Genomic DNA, 25,827 nt, shown 5'->3' on the forward strand with positions numbered 1-25,827 from the left:
TAATTAATATTTTATTAAGATTCAGCAATTTGGTACTGCATGCTGAGCAATCCACGCGTGCATAGAAACAGCTGCAGCAGCTCCTGCATTTAGTGAGCGAACAGAGCCGAATTGCGAAATATAAACAACGTCATCCGCCATCTCTAGTGCTTTTTTAGAAAGACCTGGACCTTCTGCACCAAAAAGCATAAGACAACGTTTAGGGAACTTGTAGTTTTCCATAGCAACAGCACCTGGAATAATATCTAGCGCTATAACGCGAGCGTTTTTAGCGTCTTGTTCCTTAATATTTGCGATTTTTTCGGCTTCTTTATTGCCTTCTGCTTGTGCTTTAAGCAAAAATTGATGCGCTTCTTCTGCTTCTTTAAGCATATTTTCGCGCCAATTAGTTACTAGAGTTTCAATAGTTGGGCAGCACTCAACGTATTGGTATAGCTCAGTCATTAATGAGCCTTTACGATTCCATTTATGAGGCCCTACGATATACACTTTTTTCGCAGTAAACGCGTTCGCAGTGCGAACCATAGAGCCTATGTTGAAATCGTGAGTCCAATTTTCTACAGCTACTTCAAACTCATGACGGCCTTTAGAATCGAGATCCGCTTTTATGGCTTCTACTTTCCAGTATCTGTAGCGATCTAAGACGTTACGCTGGTCGCCTTCGTCTAGTAATTCAGTGCTAAACCGCGCATCATAATTTGGCGATTCTGGATTATCTGGACGAGGCTCACCTGGATGTTCTTCTTCCCATGGGCCAACTCCTATAGGTCGGAATTCTGGCTCATCGGAAGCTTTTGCAGCCAAAGTAATTGGATTCGGTTCGTGCATGTGTGAGTTTTGCTCCGTTTAATACTTTTGCTTAGTATTGGCAGCTAGTAATTGCAACTAGTCTTGGCAGCCGTCAGTTGCGCAATCACCTGTGCAGCCTGACTTGCAGTGACCGCCACAGCAATTGTCCTCGCAGCATGGCTCAGTGCAACCATCGTGAGCGCAATCGCCCGTGCACTCTACTTTGCAATGACCACCGCAGCAGTTGTCTTCGCAACATGGCTCAGTGCAACCATCGTGAGCACAATCACCCGTGCACTCTACTTTGCAATGACCACCGCAGCAATGATCGTTGCAGCAATTGTCGTGATCTGCATCTGCACGTAATTCTTCTTCATCGAAAGCTTGAACAAATGCCATTTTAGTACTCTCCTCATTTATTGGATTTACTAATTGAAGATGCCTTGTGCCTTGTTCGTCGGCGTCAACACCACCAATTAATGCAACTATAGCAAGAATTTGCGCACCTTGCTGATGAACAATGCCAAAATCGAGACTTAATTCATTGCCGTGTCGTAAAGTCACAAGCGAAGAAGTTTGAACATACGATTTTTCAGAAAGCCAAGAGTCAAGCAACAGCACTCGCTTGCCTTTAACTGACGGGCCTTTTGTTGCAGGAAAAACAAAATCCATAACAAAGCCGTCGAGTGCAATTCCTTTACGTTCTGCAGCATGAATAAGCGCAAAAACCATCGGCACCGCAGCAGCAGTTAACGCGCCAACAGCGTCAACATCGCGTTCTAACGAATACCCAGCTTTCTCAATTGCGTCAAAAAGAACATCTCCAACCAGCTTAGAGCCACGCTGAGCAAATGTAACAGAAAACAGTTCACTAAATGGTTTCGCAATCATATCTGCACAAAGCATGCGTTTAAGCTCAGCGCGTTCCTCTTGTAATTCTGCCATTTTTGCACTCCTTAGCGTTAGAGTTCTTCAATTTTTGATGCTTTAATGTTTTTATGCTTAACGATCTTCTACTGATACTTCCGGAGCGCTCAGCTCTTTAACATCAGCTTTATCGGAATCTATAAGATCTATTGAAGCAATAACTTTACTTTGATCTAACTTCTGAAGTTTACGCGCTGTTACCAACACTCGCGACTCAAGCGAAGAAGCAAACTTATTGTAAGCTGCAACTGTTCTTGCCAAAGATACGCCAAGTTTTGAAGCATTTTCCCCAAGAACCGCAAAGCGATCATATAATTCTCGAGATAAATCGAAAAGTTCTTTTGCATCATCTGTAAGACTTTGCTGCTGCCATGCGTACGCAACAGACTTAAGCACGGCCCACAAAGTAACTGGTGAAGTGAGTGCTACTTTTTGCGCAAAAGCATCATCCATAAGCGTTGGATCCGCTTCAAGAGCCGCCTGAAGCAATGCTTCGTTTGGAATAAATGCAACTACAAAATCTGGTGCTGTTTCAAAAGCCTGCCAATACGCTTTAGCCCCTAATACTCTAACATGCTCTCGCAAAGCCTTAGCATGCGCTTTTAGAAGCTCGCTCCTTCTAGCTAATTCTTCGTCACTTGCGTTATCTGGGATTTCGCAAGCGCGCTGATAATCCGCATACGGAACTTTTGCATCAACTGGAATTGTTTTGCCTCCTGGCAGATGCACAACCATATCTGGCCTCTGCTGTTCGCCATTTACTCCAGTTACAACAACCTGCGTATCAAAATCAACATGCTCAAGCAAGCCTGCAGATTCAACAATATTCTTTAGTTGAGCCTCGCCCCAAGCTCCGCGAACCTTATTATTTCGCAATGCTGCAGAAAGCGAACTTGTTTCGCGGTCAAGCCTTGTTTGCTGCTCACTTAGGCCTTTAAGCTGAGTGCTTAGCACACCCATTTCTTGCTTACGCCCTTCTTCAATCTGCGAAACTTTATTCTTCAATGCTTCGAGATTGTCTTTTACTGGAGCAAGCGCTTCCAAAACTTTACCTTGCTCTTTCAAAGTTTTTTCACGATTTAACCGTTCGCGTTCTTCTCGCTCTGCGCGCAATTGTTCTTCGCGATTCACTCGCAATTGCTCTGCCTGCTGCGCCTTAGCAAGTTCTGCTTCAACAAACTTTAATCGCTCAGCAAGCTGCTCTGCTTGCGTGCGATAGCGTATAGCCTGATTGCCATTTTCTTGAGCTTGAGCGCGCGCTTGTTCATACTGCGAGCGCAATTCGTTAAATTCGCGCTGGTTTACGCCATTAGCGCCTTGCGTTCCAGAGTTGTGCTTAACAATAGCCAGCACAACAATGGCGGTTATTACAACAGCAACCACCATTAAAACAAACATCACAATATTATCGAACATACGTTCTATTAAACACTATTGAGTTGACTTTTGAAATATAATTAAACACGTCTTTTAAGCACGTTCAAAATAAAGCAATCCACGTCCACACGTGCCGCTCCATAGGCAAACTGCAATTACAGTAAGAACAACAATGACGTATAACAATATGGATTGTCCAGGAATTACAGGCAAAGTTCCAGAAGGATACCATCGCAAAATCAATCCAATTTTACTTTGCAAACCTTGTGTGGCAATATTCATCACCGCTAAAAAGACACCAAATGCAAGGCCGTAAAACCTTCCAAAACAGGCTAATCCAATCATTATGAGCACAATATCAATCCAAGCATTACCTAAAATCATCTGCAATGTACTCAATAACTGCAAATCAATTATACGAACAATTAACACTGAAGCGCCAAATGAAACAAACAAACACAATAAAGCAGCACTCAATGCATATATTCGCAACCTTTTCATCACGAAACGTTCCCACGATACCATAATCGGAGCAAGACAAACGAATGCCGCGGCAATAAACCCAACTACAATAACTTCATACAGAGGAACAACAAAATTAACAACACTACTACCAGATTGACATTGAAACGTTATACCTTCTACCGCATTATGCACATTAGCAGAATCCGGCAAACAAATATAACCAACATAAACTGGCAACTGCGTTACAAATGATCTGAATATAACAAGCATTAAAGAGGGAAGGACTACGGACAATAAAATTGCAACGATTGCAACAATATAATGCCTACCTTCAAGCCAAGCGCGAAAATTATTTTTCATGCTTATCACCAAGTTCCGATAAGACTTGTTGTGGAGTTATGAGACATTGATTAAGTTCTTTAACATGATTTTTTACAAATTGTTTCAGCTTAGCATCATCAGCATTATTAATACTCATAGCCACTTTATCGTTTGCTTCACCTGTAATAAATCCATATGACCCATACACATCATTACTTATACGAGAAGGAAGCTGAGCAAGCAAAAATGCTGTAACAGAAGCGTTTGAATCAAGATTCTTTTTTACATATACTTCTTTCATAGCACTTGATGCACATTTTGCAGGCACAAATCTTTGTAACACTTCTTGAGCGATACCAGTCATATCACCATATTTCTCAGAACGCCTAACAAATGTATCTGTTTGTTGTTGAATAACAGTAGCTTTAAGATTACGTAACTTTATTAAACCACTATTAGTAAGATTCCAAGATTTTTCAGTATTTGTTGGAGTAAACGCATTTCCAAGCACAAGCACAATTCCTTTGCCTTGCGAATCTCTCTGATTCTTAGGAAACCAAGAAGCAACAGTTTTCAAATGTTTAACAGCACGAAGTTTACGAATATAAGCTTCTTCAGGATGTACACAAACAGAAAAAGCAGTATCTTTAAACGTCGTACACTGAGGCACAAAAGGTCCAGAGCGAATCCAAGGTTTTGGACCCCACATAGCTATACAACAAGCACATACTATTGGCATAATTAAAGAAATACTTATTGCTTTTATGCACCAATAAGATCCCTTTTGCCAAAAATATCTAATATGCGCGCAACAAAGAATGCATGAAACGATAACAACACACACAAAGAATATGCGCAAAGTCACCAACCATGGGTTCATACGCAAACCAGGCTCAGCACCAATACCAGCATCCGACACTGGAAGTATTGCATATAAACTACTACCCCAATATCTAGGAAAAATATCTCCCTGAGGTATGGTGCCATTATGCATTATAATGACACCATAAATACAGCACCAAATTATTGCAAAAGATAATAAAGCTGAGAATACAATTGCCCAACGATTGCCAATAATTACTCCTAAAGCAAAACCAATTGCAAAAAATGCACTTGGCGTCACGCCTCCACATAATAGTGGAAAATACGGAAAATTTGTAATATTTACATCACTCTGAATTACTGTTGGCAATATACTTACGCAATATAACAAACTGCACAGTATAGCGCCTTTTAGTATAGGAATAGCGTAACGACTGGCTGATTTTCCTGCACACCACGCAGAATTAACCAAACATCTAGGCGAGCAAGCTTTACATGAACACCATGCGCCAAAAATGCAAGCAACAATATCAGACAAACAATGCATCCACGTGACATCAATTCTTAACCAAAGCGCATAATTATTATTATGCGCTAAAAAATTTGCCACACCCAAAAAAATAGGATATGCAATCAAAAATAAGCTAAAAATACAACTGCTTATTAGAGATAATGGGTACATAATACGTGAAATAATTGTGCACTTCTTATGACTTTTCGTAAAAAATCTGAATTCAGTTAAAAAGTTAGAATATTGACGCATATTTAATCACATCCCTACTTGCTACCACATTAACGAAATAAGAAACTATACATATCTAGTTACTGCTACTACTAATTTTTATGAAATTTAGATAGCAAATGCCTATACCCTGATTCCCATGGAGTTACCATAAGATCTTCACGATTAGCATATTGAAGAAGATTATCCATTTTCCCATCAAGCAATATAATTCCTTCATTAAGAACTATAACCCGATCCGCAATTACTGCTAAATCTTCTACTAAATGTGTACTGACAATAACAGTATGCTTTTGCGAATAAGACTTAAGAAAATTACGAATATCAATACGCTGCTCAGGATCTAAACCAACAGTAGGCTCATCAAGTATTAGTACTGCAGGCTGACTAGCAATCACACAAGCAATACCAGCACGCTGACGCTGACCTCCTGATATTTTTGCAACTATGCGATGTGCTTGTTTTTCCAAGCCAACCTGTTTGAGAGCATTCCAAGCAGCTTGATACGCAGCACTCCACGATAGACCTCGCGCCCATGCGGCATATTGAACATTTTTTAACACACTCGATGCATTCATAAGTTCAAATGATTGTGGCAAATAACCAATATTTGACCGAGCTTTAGCCCTTTCCGCACGATCAGTTACGTCAAAGCCATGAACAAAAAGTTTCCCACTAGAGGGAGCATAAATCGTCGCTATAACGTTAAGCAGAGTAGTTTTCCCAGCACCATTTGGCCCCAAAAGACCACATATGCCAAAAGATAAATCTATAGAAAGATTATGCAAAATTTGTTTTTTCCCATACGAAAAATTCACATTAACAAGTTGCACATCTGAGCACGTATATGATTCTTGCATATCTCACCACTTAATAACTAGACTACTTACCTACAACTTCGTATATTTTCTCTGTCTATTCCAACTACAGAACCACTCATCTGAGCATAAGCTGACATTGGCATAGCATAAGCAATAGTAGAACGCGCAACTATTGCAAATCCTTCCTTTGCGAACATATTCGTATCTCCATTTTCAATCTGCTTCATAACGTATTCAGCCTTGAATACATACACGCATTTTATAATAATTCAATATAAAAAAATAGATTTTTACAAAAACCAATTAAAATTTTAAAAGATACGCATATTCGATAATGCCAATTATCAGCAATAACTCGAAAAATTAAGGGGGAATTCCACCTTTTTATTTCAAGTTCATTCTACAAATATTTTTTATTTAGATAAAAAAATAGCGTGCTGTCTACTGGGGAATAATCCAACAAACAGCACGCTTTGTTTTATTTGACTACATTATTTGACTACATTAAAGAATGCAGGCACTACGCAATCTTTAGGGTCACATGGTCGCTAGTATTCTCACAATCTGCAACTACGCGAGCGCCATCATGCACCTTTCCAGAAAGCAACAATCGCGCAAGCTGGTCGCCAATTTCCGTTTGAACCAATCTGCGCAAAGGACGAGCACCATAAACTGGATCGTAGCCATGCTCCGCAAGCCAAGTGCGAGCAGAGTCACTCACATCCAAGCTAATGCGGCGGTCGCTCAAGCGCGCAGCCACTTGACGAACTTGAATATCCACAATTCCACCAAGCTCTTCACGAGTAAGCGGATGGAACATAACAAGTTCATCCAAACGGTTGATGAACTCTGGCTTAAACTCAGCGTGAACAGCGTTCATAACAGCTTTACGTTTAGCAGCATCGTCCAAGCCTTCTTGCACAAGGAATTGCGAACCCAAGTTTGACGTCATAATCAAAATCGTATTCGTAAAATCAACCGTTCTACCCTGACCGTCAGTCAAACGACCATCATCCAAAACCTGCAACAAAACGTCGAATACTTCCGGATGTGCCTTCTCAACTTCGTCAAAAAGCACTACAGAATACGGACGCCTACGCACAGCTTCAGTAAGCTGGCCGCCTTCCTCATAGCCAATGTAACCAGGAGCAGCACCGATTAGACGCGAAACGGAAGCCTTTTCCATGTACTCGCTCATATCAATGCGAACCATTGCACGCTCGTCGTCAAACAAAAAGTCAGCAAGAGCCTTAGCAAGCTCCGTCTTGCCAACGCCAGTAGGACCCAAGAATAGGAACGAACCAGTCGGGCGATTCGGGTCTGCAATTCCAGCACGGCTTCTGCGCACAGCATCCGCTATAGCCTGAATTGCTTCGCTTTGACCAACCACACGCTTAGAAAGCTCCTTTTCCATGTTTAGGAGCTTCTCATTTTCGCCTTGCATCAAGCGACCAACAGGAATGCCCGTCCATTCGCTAACAACTCCTGCAATAGAATCAGCGTCAACCTGGTCTGGAACCATCGGCTCTTTCGCTTCACTCTTAGCGTTAGCAGCCTCGGACTCTGCTTCTTCCAAAGCTTTTTGAATGCTTGGGATTTCGCCATACAAAATACGGCTTGCTTGCTCCAAGTTGCCTTCACGCGTGAATTTGTCGGCTTCTACGCGCTTAGCATCGAGTTGCGCTCGCAAATCACCAACCTTGTTGTGACCAGCCTTTTCCGCATCCCAACGCGCTTTCAATCCAGCAAGCTTTTCGCGCGAGTTAGCTAATTCTTCTTGCAACTTTTCTAAGCGTTCGCGCGCAGCAGCATCTTCCGCTTTCTTTAATTGCATTTCCTCCATTTCAAGACGCGTAACTTTGCGCTGCAATTCATCGATTTCTTCTGGCTGAGAATCAAGCTCCATACGCAAGTGAGCTGCCGCTTCATCCACCAAATCAATCGCCTTATCTGGAAGCTGACGACCGGTAATATAGCGGTTTGAAAGCGTTGCTGCAGCTACGATTGCATCGTCACTAATCGTCACCTTGTGGTGCGCTTCGTAACGTTGCTTAAGTCCACGCAAAATCGTCACCGTATCTTCAACAGATGGCTCGCCAACAAACACTTGCTGGAATCTGCGTTCAAGCGCAGAATCCTTTTCAATATGCTCACGATACTCGTTAAGCGTAGTCGCGCCAACCAAGCGCAGCTCACCGCGCGCAAGCATTGGCTTAAGCATATTGCCAGCATCCATTGAACCTTCTGCAGATCCCGCGCCAACAACAGTGTGAATTTCGTCAATAAACGTAATAATTTGACCGTCTGATTGTTGAATTTCCTTCAACACTGCTTTTAAGCGTTCCTCAAACTCGCCGCGATACTTCGAACCTGCAACCATCGAAGCCAAGTCAAGACTGATAAGACGCTTGTTTTGCAAAGTCGTAGGCACATCCCCTGCAACGATTCGCTGAGCTAATCCTTCTACAACTGCCGTTTTTCCAACGCCCGGCTCGCCAATCAGCACAGGATTGTTCTTCGTGCGGCGAGAAAGAATCTGAATTACGCGACGAATCTCCTGGTCGCGCCCAATCACAGGGTCAAGCTTTCCCTCGCGAGCGCGCGCTGTCATATCAACTGAATACTTTTCGAGCGCTTTGTAGTTGCCTTCCGCGTCTGGGCTTGTAACTTTTGTGCCTCCGCGTACAGTTGGCACAGCTTTTCGCAACGCGTCTGCGGAAACGTTGTGCTTTTTGAAAATATCCGCAACTGCATTCGGCGCGCTCGCAACTATGCCAATAAGCATGTGCTCCGTAGAAACGTATTCGTCTCCCATTGCGCGCATTTCTTTTTCTGCCTGGCTTAGCGCAGCCAAAAGCTGACGGCTTGCATCTGGCTTAGTTGTAGTTGAGCCAGTAGATGAAGGCAATGACACTAATGCGTTGCGAATTTCAGCACCGATTTGTTGCGCATCTGCCCCCGTTTGCGCAATAAGCGCGCGAACGACGCCCTGCTCTTGACGAAGTAAAGCATCTGCCAAATGTAACGTATCTACTTGCGCATTGCCAGCAGCCGCTGCACTTTGCACAGCATCACTTAATGCGTCTTGCGCTAAGGTTGTAAACTTTTGTTCCATATCTACCTCATTTCCACGAAAGCTGTAGAAACCATTTCAGTTAAGTCAAATCGCTGCAACTTTTATTGCAATTTTTATTGCAACTTTCGTTGCAACTTCAAGCTTTTTGACAATACTTTCGAGTTCTAACGAGCTTTCACTTTCATGTATCTGATACGTATAACAGATTTTCCTATAACTTTATTCCTAAAACTTGAGTGTACTAGACTCAAGTTTTGAAATCAAGATTAAGGGCTATTCCCTAAAATCAATCACATGTTGCATATTTAAGGTGAAATTGCAATGTTTTACGAATATTTTATAGACTGACTTCTGCAAATAATCTACAATATAAATATATCGTCGGCGACATATTACAGGTAAAATTATCCACAATAACAATGAGGCTATTATGAATAAGAAACTTTTTAAAACAATTACAATTGCAGCTGTTTTATGCGTACTATGGCCTACATCTTCCGCTTTTGCCAAAGAATCATATGATGATAAATTATCAAATTTTGCAAATGCGTTACCCTATTACGTAAATAAAGAAAAGCTAGATAAAAGCGTGCAAGAAATAGCTCAATATCATCATTGGAGCAAAGAAAAAGCGCTCGATGCAGAAATGGAATTATTGCAAAATCCAAATATCAATAAATACCAACAAGATAAATCTTCCAGCCAAACAACTATAACGCTACCAAACGCTCAACATCGTGGTGATTTTTATTTCACTCCTGCAGGACTACATGGTCACACAGGCATTTACTCGCAAAAAAATAAAATTGTTGAGGCAGTAGGACCAGGAGAAGTAGCTAGAGAAAAACTAGCTTTCAAGACTCTTGTAGCTCCAGGAGCAATAATACGTTCTGTTAATACATCTAATGCCAATAGAGCAAAAGCTGCAGATCGAGCTCGAACTTATATCGGTCGTGGATATAATAGTGCTTTCTTCCAACCGCATAAAAACGACTGGGGAGGACTACATTGCGCGCAATTAGTCTGGGCTTCTTATAAATATGGCGCTGGAATAGACATTGACGATGGCAACGATGAACTCGTCTGGCCTTGGGATCTTGAAAAAACAACAAAAGCCACAACATACAGAAAGCTTTGATGACAAGATGAAACAATTAAGCAAGAAGATAATTATTGTTTTACTGTGCTTTTCTGCCACCGTCATCGCATCAGCTATATTGTTTCTACTGTTTTGGCAGCAGATGCCTACACAAATTAGTTATAAACAAGCAAATCTTTCACATGCCGTTGGCGCTGTGGCAATAAGTGACATGACTGCCGGCAAAGAGAAGAAGCGAGATGGATTCATCGTATTACTCAACAACGATGGAACTTCTCAAACTATTACCACTTCTGCCATTGAATCTCCTAACATATTATGGAACACTGATGGTTTGTATTTCGTAGACGCTAAATTTGACTATTTCCTTGCCCAAAAAAGTAACATGCGTATTGCAATTAAACATCACAAAAAATTACCTGCTGCACAAGCTGGAATTTTTGAAAATAATCAGCACGAAGTTATTAGTGTTCTTGACCACGGTTTTACTCGCACTAGGAAAAATCAACTCGAATTCAATAGTATTACCCTTGGCAAACCGCGAAATACAGATATTATGCAATCACGTATATATGATGTATCGAGCGCTTGCGAGAGTGGCACGTACACCATTAGCCCCAGCGACAATGGAACTAATAGTTTTAATGGAACAAATGGATTCGTAATAAAAAAACTCCAAGATTCAATACCCATAAAACATATACTCAAAAATTCTGAAACGACGGTACATAGTTTTTCTACGATAGGAAACGATACAGCTCCTTGCATTCGCAACACCATCATTTCGATTGGAGACACAACGGAATATAAAAAAGACGATCCTGAATTCACTTTCACCACGTACGGTATTAATCGGTGGAATACGCAATCAGGAAAATTCGATTTTATACCGCTAACCTTGCAAAATAAGCGCATAGCCTATAACTATGGGGAAAAACACGATTTTGAAAATATTTCATATGGGAATAGGACAATGCTCAATGATCGCGAGCTCTTAGCACTCGACCAAGGCACAGGCGCGCTGTATAAAATTAATACAATTACTGGGAAAACGCAAATTACATTTACCATCCCAGTAAATACTTCAAGCAAGTTCAATCCAAAAAGATATTGGATGCAAACCACTAAAAATGCTATAGCAATTTTAGATAACGCAAATGGAGAAAAGACACCACAATCTACATTGTATTTTCTTAACAAAAAGAATTTTAAACTACAACAAACCGTGCATTTTGATAACACAACAAGTAATCTTCTTGCTGGGAAAGTAGATGGATGTCATTTCAGCGATTTTGCAATTAATCCACAAATGTAGACGATTTGCTAAATTACAGTTTATGGAAAAACTTAGGGGTGTCTTACAAATAAGACACCCTTTCCTTTAACTCTTATTCACTTACAACAACGTTTCGCAAAGAGCCAATGCCATCTACGTGCACGATAGCTTCGTCACCCGCGCGTAAAGTCCCAGCCGGGTATGGAGTTCCTGTCAAAATCACATCTCCCGGAAGAAGCGTTGAGAAGCTTGAAATCGCAGCAATTTGCTCAGGAATACTGTGAATAAGTCGAGCTGTGGTGCCACTCGCTTCTGGCACATTTTCACCATTAAGCGTAAATGAAATATGTGCATCGCGCCAATTTAGCTCGGTTGTAATCCAAGGTCCAAGCGGGCAAGAAGTGTCGAAACCTTTTGCGCGCGTCCACATTGGGTCGCTTCCTGCGCAATCTCGTAAAGTTACGTCGTTTACGCATGTAAAGCCAAAAACGTAATTCATTGCAGTATCTGCCGTCACATTTTTGGCGATTTTGCCCATAACAACTGCCACTTCTGGCTCAAAATTCATGTCGTTTGAGCAAGTAGGAATAACAATCGGATCGTCAGGTCCTATTACAGAAGTGCTCGGCTTTGTAAAAATCACCATATCTGCAGCAGTATGTGAAGAAGCCGCAGAAGAAGTAGCGCGCTCATCGTCGGAACGTGTATCGTAATTTTTTGCCAAGCCGTAAACTTTCGAAGGAATTACAGGTACAAGCAAGCGCACGCCATCCGCATCCAACGCGTAACGTTTACCAGTTGGTTTAACTCCTTGCGAGCTTAAAGGATGACCTTCAAGCGCTACTAAATAATCTTTACCGTCGGCTTTGTCTTTTTGAACGAAAGCGTATTGCGGAACTTCATTATATGAAAAACGTGCAATTCTCATAGTTCAAGATTACGCAGCACACTACACAAATGCGCGTGGGCCAAAGATTGCCGAACCGATTCTGACCATTGTTGAACCTTCGGCAATCGCCCACGCAAAATCACCAGACATTCCCATCGAAAGCTCTAATTTTACAGAGCTTCCATCATAATCTTGCACGAGTTGTTTACTCACACAATCTCTAATTTCTCGCAATTTTGCGAAACCGCTTCTCACTATTGTTTCATCATCCACGCGCGCTCCAAGCGTCATAAATCCGTGCAAATTAAGTGCCGGAAGACTAGATATAGCGAACGCTTCGTCAATCGCGCGTTCTGGCGCGCACCCCGATTTCGTAGCTTCTCCCGAAACGTTCACTTCCAACATAACGTCTACACAAAGTCCCAAATTTTGCGCGCGAGCAGATATCTTTTGCGCAAGTTCAATGCCGTCAACCGACTGAATACCATTTGCAAGTGGTAAAACTTTGTTTATTTTATTGCTTTGCAGTTGACCGATTAAGTAGAGCGGAATTTCGCCGTTTACACCAACGCTTAAACCTTCTCTAGCAGCTTCCGCGCGTAAAATTTCGGCTTTTGCAACGATTTCTTGTGGGCGATTTTCCCCAATTACTCTCACCCCAGCTTTAAGCGCTGCCATAATTTCGCCAACATCTCGCGTTTTAGTTGCGGCAAGTAGCGTAACCGACTCAGCTTTGCGACCATAATGCGATTCGGCTTGAGCAATGGCGTCTTGCACGCTGTGCACGCCGTCGGCAATTTGACGCGCACGAACACAATCAACCTCAGTATTCGCTAAATCTTTTTGCGCCATATATGCCATTTATTGCCCCAATCTATCAATCTAAATACATAGTTTAGTCGAGGAAGGGCACGGATTTGTCGGCTAGGTTTGCGCGAACAGAACCCCACGGCGTGTCAAGGCTTTTAAATAACGCAAGCGCATCGTCGGCACTCATATCTACAGGCTGATTTTGACCAGGCTTTTTGTATCCCAAAAGATACATGCAATAGCCAATCATGCGCTCGGCACTCCAGCCAGATTCACGAAGAGCACCGACGTCTAGCGAGTGCTTACTTTTTGCAAGTCGCTCGCCTTGTGCGTTATCAATCAGCGGTAAATGCGCAAATTGCGGACGCACATAGTGCACGCCATAAGCCGCAAAAAATCCCGATTTTTCAAGCAGCTCACCAATCCAAATTTGAAGCGCTGCCGAACGAAGCAAATCGCGGCCGCGCACAATATCATTTACTCCGCTCAAAACATCGTCAACAACAACCGCAAGCTGATAAGAAAAAACGCCATCCGCGCGGCGAATCACCATATCTCCCAAATCGCGATTAATGTTAAACGATTGCGCGCCAAAAATCGCGTCTTCAAAACTCACATTTGCTTGCAGCGAATCAGCAGACGGCACTGCAAGTCGCAAAGAATGTTGCTGGTTATTTTGCAAACGCCTTTCGATTTGCGCCAAGCCTTCCGCAGTTTTGCACAGATTTCTGCACGTACCCGGGTAGCGTATAAAACCGTCGCCTTCTTGCGGAGCTGCGATTGCACGAATATCGGAACGCGAGCAAAAACACGGGTAAATCAACGAATTTCCGTCAGCATCTTGCAAAGATTCTAACGCATCAAGAGCTTCTTGGTAGATTGCAGTGCGCTTATGCTGATAAGTAGGCTCACCAACCCAATCAAGACCAGCCCACTTCAAATCGTCAATAACTCGCGCGCTAGCATCTTTCGGCATTCGCGCAATATCAAGATCTTCCAAACGCAAAAGCATGTGGCCACCCTGCGATTTTGCAGAAAGCCACGCAGCCAACATTGCTACCATGTTTCCAATATGCATACGCCCGGAAGGAGTCGGCGCAAAACGACCAATTGCAATAGTTGACTTTGAAAACATGATTTCGTCTTTCTTAAAATCTTTCTTAAAATCTTTCTTAAAATCTTTTCCAATATTTTTCTTAATAAGCACAAGCTTGCAAAGCATAAGCTTGCAAAATAAAAAGCGCGTAACGCATTCATACTAGCATTACGCGCTTCTTACAATCGCAATAAACCGCAATCAATCACAGTTAAAAGCAAATGTTTTATGCAAATAACGACTTATACATAACCACACCCAAGATTGCGCCGGCAATAGGAGCAATAACTGGAATCCACGCTTCACCCCAGCGAGAAGATCCCTTGTGCGGAATTGGCAAAATTGCGTGAAGCAAACGCGGCATAAGATCACGAGCAGGATTCAAAGCAGGACCAGTTGGACCACCCATAGAAGTCACCAAGCCCCAAACAACGAAGCCAACGACGATTGAAGCGCCAGCCAAATTCTTCTCACCCCAAGGAGAAGTAAGGCAGCAAAGTGCAGCTAAAACAAGCACAAGCGTGCCGAAGAACTCGTTAAGGAGGTAGTTAATTTTGTTGTTATACGCATCCGTAGTGCAGAAAGTGCCAAGAATTGCTTCTGACTCCTCAGTTTCGTTGTAATGCGGCAAATAAGTTACGTACACAATAAGCTGACCAACCAGCGCGCCTAAAAGCTGAGCTACAATATAAGGCGCAACGTTAGCCCACGGGAACATGCCGTTTACAGCTTGCGCAATTGTCATAGCAGGATTGATATGCGCACCTGAGATTCCGCCAAACATGAGCACTGGGAACATCACGCCAAAACCGTAGCCCATAGCAATATTTAGCCAGCCAGCATGGTGTCCTTTAGTATTTTTTAATTCAACGTTTGCTACAGCACCGTTTCCGAAAATCATGAGAATAGCAGTGCCAATAAATTCTGCAGCCAACATTGCCATAAACGAATGTTGCATGGTCCTTCGATCCTTCTTACTTGTTTCAAACTCCACACACGTAATCACGCGTATAAATAACGACTCGTCGCTTAACAATCGTCCAACAACTCGCAATTGCGATTAGCACAGCATGGAACACAATATATTCTCATTTTCAAAGAAGCTAAGAAAATGAATTCCAACATTTATTCTTTGATAGTTTCCCTTATACGCGCGACAGTCTGCGTAAATAGTAAAATCGCCCTCACACCAAAAGAGGCCCGCCACCTTGGCGAGCCTCTTATCTACAAAAACAATATCTGCGGTTTCATCTTCACAACATCCTCGTTGCAACGGTTAAAGTCTTAAATATCCCGTCCAACGTCCACGGATTTCATATCCATACACTTTTGTGGGTTACCGCTATCTCTTTTTTGTTTTTGTAATTATTATTATCATCGTTTTTTGCCTAATAGTAAAGAGCAAATTAGCCTTTGTTAACATATTGTCACTACTGTTCAATTGCACACGAAAAATCGCAACTCTTGCGGCATTTTGTGAACATGCAAAGGTTATCATGTTAAATTACGTTCGCATGAGACACACTCCGGCGTGTCGCAAGATATTTTTAGAGCGCAAAGCAAGCAATAAAATCGACACTCAGTCGCGCACTTCCCTTGCAACGCATACAATTACAGAATATGGTACAAATTTTTGACGCTCCCTCAAAGGCGATACTGCGCGGTCAAATTGCCGAACACATCGCCGAAGATGAAAAGGCAGAAAAGCGTGAAGCTCGTGAGGGTGAGCTACCGTTGCCAAAAGATCGTTTCTTCGACCGAGAATTAAGCTGGTTGAAGTTCAATCGTCGCGTGCTCGAGTTGGCTCAGAATACAGATTTGCCACTTCTTGAACGCGCTAATTTTGCTGCTATCTTTGCGTCAAATCTCGACGAATTCTTTATGGTTCGAGTTGCAGGATTAAAGCGCAGAATAGATTCTGGAATAGCAGTAACTGCAGCATCCGGCTTAAGCCCTCGTCAGCAATTGCGCGCTATTAGTGAAGTAACTCACCGCCGTCAAGATGAGCACGCTCACTATGTTATTGAGCACATTCTTCCTGAGCTTGCCAAACAGCGCATTGTGTTGCTCAGCTGGGATAAGCTTACAGAATCAGAAAAAGCACGTTTGTCTGATTACTACAAAAAGCAAGTATTCCCTGTTCTTACGCCTCTTGCAGTGGATCCTGCTCACCCATTCCCATACATTTCCGGCAAGTCTATTAACTTGGCTGTTATCGTCGAAAATCCAAATTCTGGAAAGTCGCATTTTGCGCGCGTAAAAATTCCAGATAATTTGAATCGCCTTGTACCAGTTGACGATTTAACAGACGAAGAAGGTCGCGAAGAGCGCTACGGCTTCATCACTATGGAAAAGCTGATTGCAGCACACTTGGAATCACTTTTCCCAGGAATGATTATTAAGGAAGCTCGCTCTTTCCGCGTTACGCGTAACGAAGATATTGACGTTGAGGAAGACGATGCAGAAAACTTGCTTAACGCTATGGAGAAGGAACTTCTTCGCCGCCGCTTTGGGCCGCCAATTCGTTTGGAAATTTCTAACGAGGCCAGCCCATTCCTTTCTCAGCTTCTTGCAAATCAACTTCGCGTAAGCCCTGAGGAAGTCTATCGCTTGCCTTCGCCGCTTGATATGACGGTATTGTTTGAATTGCAGGCGCTTGACCGCCCAGATTTGAAGTATCGTCCGTTTATTCCTACTACGAACCGTCAGATTGCGGAAGTTGAAACTAGCCACGCTCAAGATATTTTCGCTTCTATTCGCGAGCATGACATTTTGCTGCATCATCCTTACGATTCGTTCTCTACTTCTGTACAGGCATTCCTCGCGCAGGCTGCTGCAGATCCAAAAGTGCTTGCAATTAAGCAAACTTTGTATCGAACGTCTAGCAATTCGCCAATTATTGACGCTCTTGTTGACGCAGCTCACGCTGGCAAACAGGTACTTGCGCTGGTTGAGATTAAGGCACGATTTGACGAAGACGCAAATATTGCTTGGGCTCGTAAGCTTGAGCGCGCAGGCGTTCACGTTGTGTACGGCATTGTTGGTTTGAAGACTCACTGCAAGCTTTCACTCGTGGTACGCCAAGAAGCAGAAGGGTTGCGTCGCTACTGCCACGTTGGCACAGGTAATTACAATCCTAAGACTGCTCGCCTTTACACTGATTTGGGGTTGCTTACTTGCGATCCTGTAGTCGGACAGGATTTGACTCGCTTGTTTAACCAGCTTTCCGGTTATGCCCCAAAGTCAAGCTTCCATCGCTTACTTGTAGCTCCACGAACCGTTCGCACTGGCATTATTCAGCGTATTCGCCGCGAGGAAGCCGCAGCTCTTGCTGGCAAGGAAGCGTGGATTAAGATTAAGGTCAATTCCGTAGTTGATGAGCAAACTATTGACGCTTTATACCGTGCTTCTCAAGCTGGCGTGAAGATTGATATTGTTGAGCGTGGAATTTGCTCACTGAAGCCTGGCATTGAGGGATTGAGTGAGAATATTCGCGTTCGTTCTATTCTTGGTCGATTCCTTGAGCACAGCCGTATTTACGCGTTCGCTAATTCTTGTGGCCCGCAGATTGGTGACGGTCCTGCAAGTGGTCCAGAAGTGTGGATTGGCTCGGCTGATTTAATGCACCGCAATCTTGATCGTCGAGTTGAAACCCTAGTTCGCATTACTGCGCCTGATCAAGTTGAAGCATTAATTCAGTATATTGATTTGCAAATGGCTGATTCAACTGTTTCGTGGTGGATGGATGGCGACGGCACGTATACCTTGCATTCTCGTGATAAGGAAGGCCGTCCGCTCGTTGACAGCCAGGCTTACTTGATTCATACTCACACGCGCAAGCCTCGCGGCGCGAATTAATCGCAAATAACTAATAAACAATAAGCAAGAGCCAGATTCAGTAACATGTTTCTGGCTCTTGTTGTGTTTATTACTCCTTTATAATCTGGCTAAATCTCAAGCATTCCCGGCAATAGCCGAAATTTCTACAGCACCATTTGCCAGTTTTAGGAAGTTTGGGAATTTATGTTGCCTATGTTTTAGTACAAGTCAATTACACGCGCGAGAACAATAATCTTATTCTTTAAATTTTCAACTGCTTTTATGTAGATTTTATACAAAAAAATGTTTGTAGATTGTAAATATGACATTTTAGGATATTATTATATTAAGGAATATCGCTGTAGATAGTAGATAATAATCAGAAAAATTTTGATGCTACTTGTAAACAAACAGCAAACTGGACACTGGAGGCAACTATGTTGCTTAATTTTAGCGTAGAAAACGCACTAAGTTTTCGTCAATCGCAACAATTCAGCATGCAAAGAACCGTACATGCAAAAAACAGTTCGTGGCCTCATCCAGATGTATCAACTCTTGCAGCCATTTACGGAGGAAATGCCTCAGGGAAAACAAATCTGTTAAAATGCATAGCATTTCTAAAAAATTTTGTGGAAGGAAGCTTCAAAAGCGGTAACTCAAATTCAAAAATAAATGCACTTCCTTTTCTTTTGAACAAAGAGTCTGAAAATAAACCTTCAACATTCTTTATAGAATTTATTGCAAAAGATAACAACAGATATAAATATTGGTTCACTTTCAATAATAATTACATTATTGAAGAAGGACTATGGCTTTTCCGCTCTACAACAAACAGAAAAACTGTGCTGTTTGAACGAGAGCATGGCAAGCCAATGCGATTTGGCTCAAACCTAAAAACCATAGGGAAGACTGTAGAAAAAATTACAAGAGACAACGCATTATTTTTATCTGCAGCTGCAGCATCAGGAGTGCAAGCATTGCAAGCTGCATACGAAGAAATAACTTCTACACAGCAATGCAAAACAGTTGACTTTGATAGGTATTCCAATAATTTGATAAAAGTTTTACAAGAAAATCCAGATTTTGCATCCAACATTAGCAAGTTGCTAAAATATGCAGATTTAGGATTAAAAGGTGTAACAGTCCAATCCGAACAGCTAGATGCTAAACAATCAGAAAAACTAGCGAGACTCGCAAATCTTCTTAATGAACTTGACGGAGACAACAATAAACTTACAGATAACACTTCTGAAAACACTGAAAAATTGCAAAAATTCAGTGTTTCACGTTTAATGTTTACACATTCTGGTCAAAAAGATTGCCAACTTCCTGAAGATTTTGAATCTTTAGGAACTAAAACAGCATTATTGCTATTTGCTTTCGTTATAGATGCATTATCAAAACATTCCATACTTCTAATCGATGAAATCGACACAAGTCTAAGCATGCAATTCGTGTCTGAAATACTCAAGCTTTACAGTAATCCAGAAACGAATCCTAACCAATCGCAATTAATTTTTACTACTCACGATTTAAGTCTTATTAGTAATTCTGGAACCGACAAAACTATTCTCGACAGAGATCAAATTTGGTTTATAGAGAAAAATACATTAGGCGAATCTTCACTACATCCACTTACGGAATGGGAAAACCGCAATGTAAACTTTGGTAAAAACTATCAACACAACATATACGCTTCAGCACCACAACCGTCTCTATATGATGTTTTTGCGGAAATACTTACAAATACTAACAGAAGCTAAAACACTACCAGTATTCAAAACAATATAAAACACTAGTATTCATGAGGAGCGGGCTATGGTTCATGTTCCATCACACGGCCGTTCGAAGAAACAGTCGAAACGAAATAAAAGATTCCTCATTGTTTGTGGCGGTGTAGTTACAGAGTTTGAGTATTTTAGCTATATAAAATCAGAAGTAAGTAAATATTGTGCTACATCATGGAATATTCATAAATCAATTAACATAGAAAAAGAGGGCGTAGATCCACTCACTTTAACGAATTATGCGATTAAACTTGAGAGATTAGACTGCAAAGAAGCAAAAAAAGAAAACTACGATCCTTTTACGCTGGTATGGGTTGTAACAGACGTTGATGAGTTTGGAGAAAAAATTCAGCAAGCTCAATCTAAGTCGGATTCAACTTTCGGGAAAGTAAAATTAGTAATTTCCAACCCTTGCTTCGAAGTATGGCTTATTGACCATATAAAAAGCTGTCCTCTTTCTTGCACAGAAACGCGAGATTGCCAAAAAGAAGCAAAAGAACTTGGACTACTGCACAACACTACTGGGAATAAAAATAAGCATATTCAATTAGAAAAATTAACCGGAAACTATGAGAATGCTTTTAAAAACGCAAAACAACATATGCAAACAGAGCAAAAAGAAAAGCGAAAAAATCACCCGTCAGTAACTCAAAAGTCAAACTACGCTCCTTGGACAGATGTACCAGAAATAGTAGAAACAATATTAAATGAATGCAAACATGCTTCAGGAATAGATTTGTCAGAAAGATTGTGAATTAATAATGTAACTGTATACACATTCATTGCTGCTATTAACAGCAATGAACGCGGGGCGCGTGAAATTATAAAGAGGTTGTAAGTGATATGATAGCGCGATATTGGTGAGATATCACAGCCATAAATGGGGGGGGTATCACAGTCACGGAAGTCAAAATGACTGTCATAAGTCGACACATCTCGGTCAAAATACATAAGATCACTGTCAAAATATAGCCAATCACGTTCAAAATCGAAAAAATGACAGTCATATATACGAAAATCACTGTTACGGACGAGAAAATGACAGTCACAACACTTTTATCACAGTCATGGCCATGATAAACGTAAGCAGCGCAAATATACAAAAATCAGCAACTAAATTGACTCTAACCAAATGAGCAAATAATCGAATTGCAATAAATAACCAAGCATAACTAAAATTTGCGAAAGAAAACCGCTAAAATAGTGAATATGAGTGCAGTAACGACGCAATACGTTGAAGCAGCTGGCGGAATTATTTATCGCAAGCGCAATACTACAAACAGCTCAAATGCAGATGAAGAGACAAAAACAGGCAGCAATGCAATAAATCCAAACCATGCAAATAAGCCAATCAGCGCAATAAAGTCTAGCGACGACGATTTTGAGCTTTGCCTAGTCTACCGTCCTAAATATGACGATTGGAGCTGGCCAAAAGGAAAGAATGAGCCAAACGAATCGCATCGCCACACAGCCGTGCGCGAAGTTGGAGAAGAAACAGGATATTCAGTCACACTAGGCCCACACATTGCCAAAATAGAGTATCCGCTTGAGCGCGAAGGCAAAAAATCTTCCAAGAACAGCTCATCAAATAGCAGCCAAAATCGCAATTCCCAGCCGGAAGTAATAAAGCGAATCCACTACTGGATGATGCGCTTAATCGACAAGCCAACTGCAGCAAAGCGTCTCCCTGCTTTCGGACCAATTAAGCCAGCAAAACCTACTGAAATTGGCAATGTTTTATGGCTTACTCCTTCTCAAGCGCGAAAAAAGCTTACGCACGATAGCGACCGTGAAGTGCTAGACGCTTTCTTAGAAAAGCTCCACGCAGGTAAAGCAGAATACAGCACGTTGCTTCTAGTGCGTCACGGAAAAGCTGAGTCTCGAAAAACTTGGCAAGGAAGCGAAGCGACTCGACCAATCACACCTCTTGGAGCAGCCGCATCATACGCTCTAGGACGCGAGCTTGCCTGCTACGCGCCGAATAAAATCATATCGTCACCTTGGAAGCGTTGCGTTGAAACGGTTGCGGCTTTTGCACACGACTCTTCACTTCAAATAGAACAGGTTGCGGAACTTACTGAAGACCATCACGAGAAACAACCAAAATCTACATTGTCTGTGCTTATAAACGAAATACAAAATCTTGAGTGTAACGCACAAAATACAAGTAAAACTAGCAATGTAAGCACAACTAACAACGCAACCGTCATATGCTTGCACCGACCGGTTATTGGCACTTTCTTTGATTATTTGCGCGAAATAACAAAACCTAGAGCACACAAGCGCATATTCAGTCAAAAATCTCCATATATGCCTACAGGAAGCGCAATAGTTTTGCACATAATTAGCACTCCTAAAGGCGCTCGCATTATTGATATTGAAAAGGTTCTTCCAAGTGTCTACTAGTTTAAATTCGCAATCGAGTTCTATTCATTCAAGCAGATCTGCTTTTATGCCAAGTCCTACAGGCTCTGCCCGCCCAAGCCGACCTGCACAAATGGATCCTGCAATGCTCACGCAGATTGAAGGCGGCACGGATCCGCAGGTTGTAAACGAAATTAGCCACACCTCCGCCGCCGTTCTGCTTAACCGCGTTCATAAAACGCAGTCGCCGGAAATTGTTGAGCGCGTGCTGAATTTGGTTGAAAATGAGGGCATTGAAGTTATTGCAGATTTGTGGAGCCATGCGGAAGCAGAGTCTATTCCTGGAATGTTGTGGCGACTGTACTTACTGCGCATGTCTCTACGAAAGCAGCGCGAAGCTTACGCCGAGTACTGGAGTCTTGGCGAGCCTGAAACAACAAGCGCTTCAGCTATTACAGGAATTGACGACGCTCCTACCGGAGAAGATATTGCGCAACTTGCAGACTCTATTCTTTCTGGTGCTTTTACAGGCGATTTTGCCGTAGCTCTTTACCGCGCTTCAGCTTTTACTTCGATTATTGCGCGCGGAATGCGAGTTTACGCAAAAAAGTTAGATGAGCAAGCAAATACAATGCGCACGCAGAAAATTGCAAAAGTTTTGCACATATCCGCAAATATACACGCACTTTCGTTATCTTTTGCTCATGGAGCGAAATTATGGCGCGCAGGAAAATTGGAATAAATTATTTGCGATTAAAATTGTGCGGCGCGTGAAAACAGAAAACAAGGTATACTCAAAATGATGCTGGCTTGTGTTTAAGCCCCGGGCTCCATTTTTTGCCGCTGCGAGCGGCGTTTGCGCCGACAGGCGCTTTCGCAAGTCAGTATCGTTTCTGCTCTGAGTCTTGAATTTTAAGTTTTAGTTTTAGTTTTAGTTTTAGTTTTAGTTTTTAGATTTTGCTAGCTAATTTTAGATAAAATATATATTTTACTCACATTTGTTTATATTTTGCGCAAAAATAACGGCACGCCGATAGCTTAACATGCCATGCTTGCATTACCCTAGAAGGTATGGATCTTCATGTTTTACATCATCCGCTGGTGGACCACAAGCTCACCGTTTTGCGTGATAAGAATACACCTTCTAATATTTTCCGCGAGTTGGTTTCCGAATTGGTAACCCTCGAAGCATACGAAGCAACCCGCAATTTGGAAGTTAGCGATCGCGAGATTGAAACTCCTATTTGCAAGATGACTGGCAAGCATTTGAACCGCCCACGCCCAATGGTTGTGCCGGTTTTGCGCGCTGGTCTTGGCATGCTCGATGGCATGACTCGCCTTCTTCCAACCGCTGAGGTTGGATTCCTTGGCATGAAGCGCGACGAGCAGACGCTCGACATTGTCACTTATGCCAACCGTTTGCCAGAAGATTTGACCGGTCGTCAATGCTTCCTTCTTGACCCAATGCTTGCCACTGGTGGCACTCTTATTGCCGCTACGCATTATTTGGCTGAGCGCGGCGCTAAGGATGTTACTGCTATTAACATTTTGGCAGCCCCAGAAGGCTTAGAGCGCTTGGAGAAGGAACTTGATCCTTCCATCGATTTTAAGGTTGTTGTTTGCGCTGTTGACGAGCATTTGAACGACAAAGCTTATATCGTTCCAGGTCTTGGCGACGCTGGCGACCGCTTGTATGGTTTGATTGATTAATACACTCACCAAATCAAGCGAAAACTAGAATCAAAAACTACAAAATAGCCTGCTGATTTGCAACACTTTGCAAGTTCAGCAGGCTTTTGTGTTAATTGATTGCGCAATATTGCATTACAAATCAGATAATATAGCTCTAATATAACTAAGCTTTATTCACAGCTCCTTTAGCATATAAAGATTCTAAAGCATCGCGTAAAGTCCCACTGTAGCTGATGCCAGCTTTTTGCGCCCAAGTGTCAAGCCAAGCTGGAAGAGTAACATTTTTGCGAACTGACTGAGAACCGTATTTTGCAGCATAAGAATCCATATCAAGCGCAACCATAGATAACTTTGAATTAGGATTTTCTACAACAATATCATTAATATCGCTAGCTTTTGGCGCAGTCTTGCCACTTTCTAGTTCTGTAAGAACCCATCCGCTTGCTGCGTCTTCTGCCATAATCAAAGCATCTGCAAGATTACTACCGCCAGTTACACACCCTGGCAAATCAGGAACTTCTGCAACAAAACCCCCACTATTATCTTCGTATGGAGTAAGAATAACAGGATACGCTAATTTCATCATTTCACCTTTGTCTCACTAATTCCTGCCTGGCGCCAGATTGACTTAACAACCGATGGGTTAATATCACCTGGATGTTTAGGCACTGTGACTTTACCCGTTTTGGTTTTATGTACGAATTGGCAATGACTTCCACGCTGTGCAAAAAGTATCCATCCGTCTTTCTTAAGACGTTTTTCAATCTCTTTGTATCTCATAAAAAGATTATACACACTATGCGCATAGAATAAAATAATTGATCAAATTTTTACTAAATCATACATACGCCTATGCTCATTTACCGCGGACGAGTTACGGCCACTTCGCGAGCGCGCTCGGCCAATTCGTCTAATTTAGCAAGCTCTGCAAGTTGAGCATCAGTCTGCTTTGGCGAAAATTCGCTGTAACGATTTTGTGCAGCAGTACGAATTAAAAAGTCAGCCAGACGCGGATTTTTCGGCAAAACTGAGCCGTGCATATACGTTCCAATAACATTGTATTTGCGCGCTCCTTCCGTGTGATCCTTGCCATTATTACCGCAATTTTCACTATCAACCGATCCAAGTGGCTGCGTTCCATCTTGCAAGCTTGTGCGCCCGGAATGGTTCTCGTAGCCCACAATATCGCCAAAATCTGCACTATGCTCTACTAAATTTCCAATCATGCGCACATCTTGACCAACTGTATGCTCGCCAAGTATTCCAATTCCTTTAAGCTTTTGGCCCTCAACGGTTTCAAAATACTCTCCAAAAAGCTGGTAAAGTCCGCAAATCATAAGCATTGGAACGCCATTTTCTGCAAGCTCACGAATCGCGTCTGCGCGCGCAAATAAATCTTCAGTAACTCTGCTTTGCCCATGATCTTGACCGCCGCCGCCAAGAATCATATCCACGCGCTCTGGCCATAAATCACCAACATTGTACTCGTGCAACACGGGCTTGTAACCGTACAATTCCGCTCGGCGCATAATCGTAAGCACATTGCCGTAGTCGCCGTAAATATTCATGTCTTTTGGATATAGCGACACAATATCTAGCACGCGATTTTCTTCACAAGTAGCATTTGCTTTACTAATATCACTGGAACCATTCAT

Annotated in this window: 23 protein-coding genes; 8 read left to right on the forward strand and 15 right to left on the reverse strand. The window is 42.2% G+C overall.

The window, feature by feature from the left end; genetic code table 11:
• Positions 1-21: 21 nt before the first annotated feature.
• The 8 genes from HXT40_RS00205 to clpB all read right to left on the reverse strand — a co-directional run bounded on the left by HXT40_RS00205 (position 22) and on the right by clpB (position 9,379).
• Positions 22-828 carry a TrmH family RNA methyltransferase gene (locus tag HXT40_RS00205; protein ID WP_076002563.1) on the reverse strand — a complete coding sequence of 269 codons (807 nt, stop codon included), beginning with the start codon at positions 826-828 and terminating at the stop codon, positions 22-24.
• A 57-nt stretch (positions 829-885) separates the two neighbouring features.
• Positions 886-1,734 (reverse strand): hypothetical protein, encoded by an 849-nt coding sequence (locus HXT40_RS00210; RefSeq protein WP_416090900.1) that lies wholly within the window; start codon positions 1,732-1,734, stop codon positions 886-888.
• A 57-nt stretch (positions 1,735-1,791) separates the two neighbouring features.
• Positions 1,792-3,132: a DNA recombination protein RmuC gene (rmuC, locus tag HXT40_RS00215; protein ID WP_004105862.1), complete on the reverse strand. Its 1,341-nt coding sequence runs from the start codon at positions 3,130-3,132 to the stop codon at positions 1,792-1,794.
• Between the two features lie 54 nt (positions 3,133-3,186).
• A complete protein-coding gene (locus HXT40_RS00220) occupies positions 3,187-3,918 on the reverse strand; it encodes a hypothetical protein (protein ID WP_004136512.1) in 732 nt (243 codons plus the stop codon).
• Positions 3,908-5,464 (reverse strand): hypothetical protein, encoded by a 1,557-nt coding sequence (locus HXT40_RS00225; RefSeq protein ID WP_329503344.1) that lies wholly within the window; start codon positions 5,462-5,464, stop codon positions 3,908-3,910. Before HXT40_RS00225 ends, HXT40_RS00220 begins: the two co-directional genes overlap by 11 nt.
• 71 nt (positions 5,465-5,535) lie before the next feature.
• Complete coding sequence (locus tag HXT40_RS00230; RefSeq protein ID WP_004136514.1) at positions 5,536-6,303, reverse strand: ABC transporter ATP-binding protein; 768 nt, start codon at positions 6,301-6,303, stop codon at positions 5,536-5,538.
• Positions 6,304-6,329: 26 nt separating this feature from the next.
• Positions 6,330-6,491, reverse strand: coding sequence for a hypothetical protein (locus HXT40_RS00235; protein WP_004136515.1), 162 nt, complete (start codon positions 6,489-6,491; stop codon positions 6,330-6,332).
• 293 nt (positions 6,492-6,784) lie between these two features.
• The gene (gene clpB, locus HXT40_RS00240) at positions 6,785-9,379 is read right to left on the reverse strand and encodes an ATP-dependent chaperone ClpB (RefSeq protein ID WP_416090898.1); all 2,595 of its coding nucleotides are present in this window, start codon (positions 9,377-9,379) and stop codon (positions 6,785-6,787) included.
• A 391-nt stretch (positions 9,380-9,770) separates the two neighbouring features.
• Between clpB and HXT40_RS00245 the strand changes: the two genes are divergently transcribed.
• Positions 9,771-10,478, forward strand: coding sequence for a cell wall hydrolase (locus HXT40_RS00245; RefSeq protein ID WP_004110080.1), 708 nt, complete (start codon positions 9,771-9,773; stop codon positions 10,476-10,478).
• Positions 10,405-11,754 (forward strand): hypothetical protein, encoded by a 1,350-nt coding sequence (locus tag HXT40_RS00250; RefSeq protein ID WP_240318946.1) that lies wholly within the window; start codon positions 10,405-10,407, stop codon positions 11,752-11,754. Before HXT40_RS00245 ends, HXT40_RS00250 begins: the two co-directional genes overlap by 74 nt.
• A 73-nt stretch (positions 11,755-11,827) precedes the next feature.
• Here HXT40_RS00250 and HXT40_RS00255 read toward each other — a convergent pair whose 3' ends face one another.
• From HXT40_RS00255 to HXT40_RS00270, 4 genes are all read right to left on the reverse strand, one after another.
• Entirely contained in the window at positions 11,828-12,643 is an 816-nt protein-coding gene (locus HXT40_RS00255; RefSeq protein WP_004110082.1) for a fumarylacetoacetate hydrolase family protein, read from the reverse strand.
• Positions 12,644-12,664: 21 nt separating this feature from the next.
• Entirely contained in the window at positions 12,665-13,465 is an 801-nt protein-coding gene (locus HXT40_RS00260; protein WP_004110083.1) for a YggS family pyridoxal phosphate-dependent enzyme, read from the reverse strand.
• 34 nt (positions 13,466-13,499) lie between these two features.
• On the reverse strand, positions 13,500-14,549 hold the full coding sequence (locus tag HXT40_RS00265; RefSeq protein WP_032841656.1) for a glutamyl-Q tRNA(Asp) synthetase: 1,050 nt from the start codon (positions 14,547-14,549) through the stop codon (positions 13,500-13,502).
• Between the two features lie 187 nt (positions 14,550-14,736).
• Complete coding sequence (locus HXT40_RS00270; protein ID WP_116440305.1) at positions 14,737-15,468, reverse strand: MIP/aquaporin family protein; 732 nt, start codon at positions 15,466-15,468, stop codon at positions 14,737-14,739.
• Positions 15,469-16,130: 662 nt separating this feature from the next.
• Here HXT40_RS00270 and HXT40_RS00275 point away from each other — a divergent pair.
• The 6 genes from HXT40_RS00275 (at position 16,131) to upp (ending at position 24,190) form a co-directional block, all read left to right on the forward strand.
• Positions 16,131-18,368, forward strand: a complete 2,238-nt coding sequence (locus tag HXT40_RS00275; protein WP_004110091.1) for an RNA degradosome polyphosphate kinase — start codon at positions 16,131-16,133, stop codon at positions 18,366-18,368.
• 398 nt (positions 18,369-18,766) lie between these two features.
• Positions 18,767-20,092, forward strand: coding sequence for an AAA family ATPase (locus tag HXT40_RS00280; RefSeq protein ID WP_033888543.1), 1,326 nt, complete (start codon positions 18,767-18,769; stop codon positions 20,090-20,092).
• A 55-nt stretch (positions 20,093-20,147) separates the two neighbouring features.
• Complete coding sequence (locus HXT40_RS00285) at positions 20,148-20,870, forward strand: RloB family protein (RefSeq protein WP_004110105.1); 723 nt, start codon at positions 20,148-20,150, stop codon at positions 20,868-20,870.
• A 455-nt stretch (positions 20,871-21,325) separates the two neighbouring features.
• Entirely contained in the window at positions 21,326-22,522 is a 1,197-nt protein-coding gene (locus HXT40_RS00290) for an NUDIX hydrolase (RefSeq protein WP_410310262.1), read from the forward strand.
• Positions 22,523-22,568: 46 nt separating this feature from the next.
• A complete protein-coding gene (locus tag HXT40_RS00295) occupies positions 22,569-23,222 on the forward strand; it encodes a thymidine phosphorylase (protein WP_410310431.1) in 654 nt (217 codons plus the stop codon).
• Between the two features lie 329 nt (positions 23,223-23,551).
• The gene (gene upp / locus HXT40_RS00300) at positions 23,552-24,190 is read left to right on the forward strand and encodes a uracil phosphoribosyltransferase (protein ID WP_004136544.1); all 639 of its coding nucleotides are present in this window, start codon (positions 23,552-23,554) and stop codon (positions 24,188-24,190) included.
• A gap of 145 nt (positions 24,191-24,335) precedes the next feature.
• On the opposite strand, the gene HXT40_RS00305 is transcribed toward upp, so the two are convergent.
• The 3 genes from HXT40_RS00305 to HXT40_RS00315 all read right to left on the reverse strand — a co-directional run bounded on the left by HXT40_RS00305 (position 24,336) and on the right by HXT40_RS00315 (position 25,827).
• The gene (locus HXT40_RS00305; protein ID WP_012913716.1) at positions 24,336-24,755 is read right to left on the reverse strand and encodes a type II toxin-antitoxin system HicB family antitoxin; all 420 of its coding nucleotides are present in this window, start codon (positions 24,753-24,755) and stop codon (positions 24,336-24,338) included.
• On the reverse strand, positions 24,755-24,952 hold the full coding sequence (locus HXT40_RS00310) for a type II toxin-antitoxin system HicA family toxin (RefSeq protein WP_032841657.1): 198 nt from the start codon (positions 24,950-24,952) through the stop codon (positions 24,755-24,757). Before HXT40_RS00310 ends, HXT40_RS00305 begins: the two co-directional genes overlap by 1 nt.
• Before the next feature lie 80 nt (positions 24,953-25,032).
• Complete coding sequence (locus HXT40_RS00315) at positions 25,033-25,827, reverse strand: type 1 glutamine amidotransferase (RefSeq protein ID WP_410310263.1); 795 nt, start codon at positions 25,825-25,827, stop codon at positions 25,033-25,035.

It is taken from the genome of Gardnerella sp. DNF01180P, assembly GCF_049244205.1.
Classification (GTDB): domain Bacteria; phylum Actinomycetota; class Actinomycetes; order Actinomycetales; family Bifidobacteriaceae; genus Bifidobacterium; species Bifidobacterium swidsinskii.

Excerpts from the sequence above, each read along its gene's own strand:
- HXT40_RS00260 (WP_004110083.1), bottom strand. The coding sequence starts at position 13,465 with ATGGCATATATGGCGCAAAAAGATTTAGCGAATACTGAGGTTGATTGT.
- HXT40_RS00285 (WP_004110105.1), top strand. The coding sequence starts at position 20,148 with ATGGTTCATGTTCCATCACACGGCCGTTCGAAGAAACAGTCGAAACGA.
- HXT40_RS00315 (WP_410310263.1), bottom strand. The coding sequence starts at position 25,827 with ATGAATGGTTCCAGTGATATTAGTAAAGCAAATGCTACTTGTGAAGAA.
- HXT40_RS00220 (WP_004136512.1), bottom strand. The coding sequence starts at position 3,918 with ATGAAAAATAATTTTCGCGCTTGGCTTGAAGGTAGGCATTATATTGTT.
- HXT40_RS00255 (WP_004110082.1), bottom strand. The coding sequence starts at position 12,643 with ATGAGAATTGCACGTTTTTCATATAATGAAGTTCCGCAATACGCTTTC.
- HXT40_RS00305 (WP_012913716.1), bottom strand. The coding sequence starts at position 24,755 with ATGAAATTAGCGTATCCTGTTATTCTTACTCCATACGAAGATAATAGT.
- HXT40_RS00290 (WP_410310262.1), top strand. The coding sequence starts at position 21,326 with ATGAGTGCAGTAACGACGCAATACGTTGAAGCAGCTGGCGGAATTATT.
- HXT40_RS00265 (WP_032841656.1), bottom strand. The coding sequence starts at position 14,549 with ATGTTTTCAAAGTCAACTATTGCAATTGGTCGTTTTGCGCCGACTCCT.
- HXT40_RS00205 (WP_076002563.1), bottom strand. The coding sequence starts at position 828 with ATGCACGAACCGAATCCAATTACTTTGGCTGCAAAAGCTTCCGATGAG.
- HXT40_RS00235 (WP_004136515.1), bottom strand. The coding sequence starts at position 6,491 with ATGAAGCAGATTGAAAATGGAGATACGAATATGTTCGCAAAGGAAGGA.
- HXT40_RS00280 (WP_033888543.1), top strand. The coding sequence starts at position 18,767 with ATGTTGCTTAATTTTAGCGTAGAAAACGCACTAAGTTTTCGTCAATCG.
- HXT40_RS00230 (WP_004136514.1), bottom strand. The coding sequence starts at position 6,303 with ATGCAAGAATCATATACGTGCTCAGATGTGCAACTTGTTAATGTGAAT.
- HXT40_RS00225 (WP_329503344.1), bottom strand. The coding sequence starts at position 5,464 with ATGCGTCAATATTCTAACTTTTTAACTGAATTCAGATTTTTTACGAAA.
- HXT40_RS00270 (WP_116440305.1), bottom strand. The coding sequence starts at position 15,468 with ATGCAACATTCGTTTATGGCAATGTTGGCTGCAGAATTTATTGGCACT.
- upp (WP_004136544.1), top strand. The coding sequence starts at position 23,552 with ATGGATCTTCATGTTTTACATCATCCGCTGGTGGACCACAAGCTCACC.
- HXT40_RS00275 (WP_004110091.1), top strand. The coding sequence starts at position 16,131 with ATGGTACAAATTTTTGACGCTCCCTCAAAGGCGATACTGCGCGGTCAA.
- HXT40_RS00245 (WP_004110080.1), top strand. The coding sequence starts at position 9,771 with ATGAATAAGAAACTTTTTAAAACAATTACAATTGCAGCTGTTTTATGC.
- rmuC (WP_004105862.1), bottom strand. The coding sequence starts at position 3,132 with ATGTTCGATAATATTGTGATGTTTGTTTTAATGGTGGTTGCTGTTGTA.
- clpB (WP_416090898.1), bottom strand. The coding sequence starts at position 9,379 with ATGGAACAAAAGTTTACAACCTTAGCGCAAGACGCATTAAGTGATGCT.
- HXT40_RS00295 (WP_410310431.1), top strand. The coding sequence starts at position 22,569 with ATGCCAAGTCCTACAGGCTCTGCCCGCCCAAGCCGACCTGCACAAATG.
- HXT40_RS00250 (WP_240318946.1), top strand. The coding sequence starts at position 10,405 with ATGGCAACGATGAACTCGTCTGGCCTTGGGATCTTGAAAAAACAACAA.
- HXT40_RS00210 (WP_416090900.1), bottom strand. The coding sequence starts at position 1,734 with ATGGCAGAATTACAAGAGGAACGCGCTGAGCTTAAACGCATGCTTTGT.
- HXT40_RS00310 (WP_032841657.1), bottom strand. The coding sequence starts at position 24,952 with ATGAGATACAAAGAGATTGAAAAACGTCTTAAGAAAGACGGATGGATA.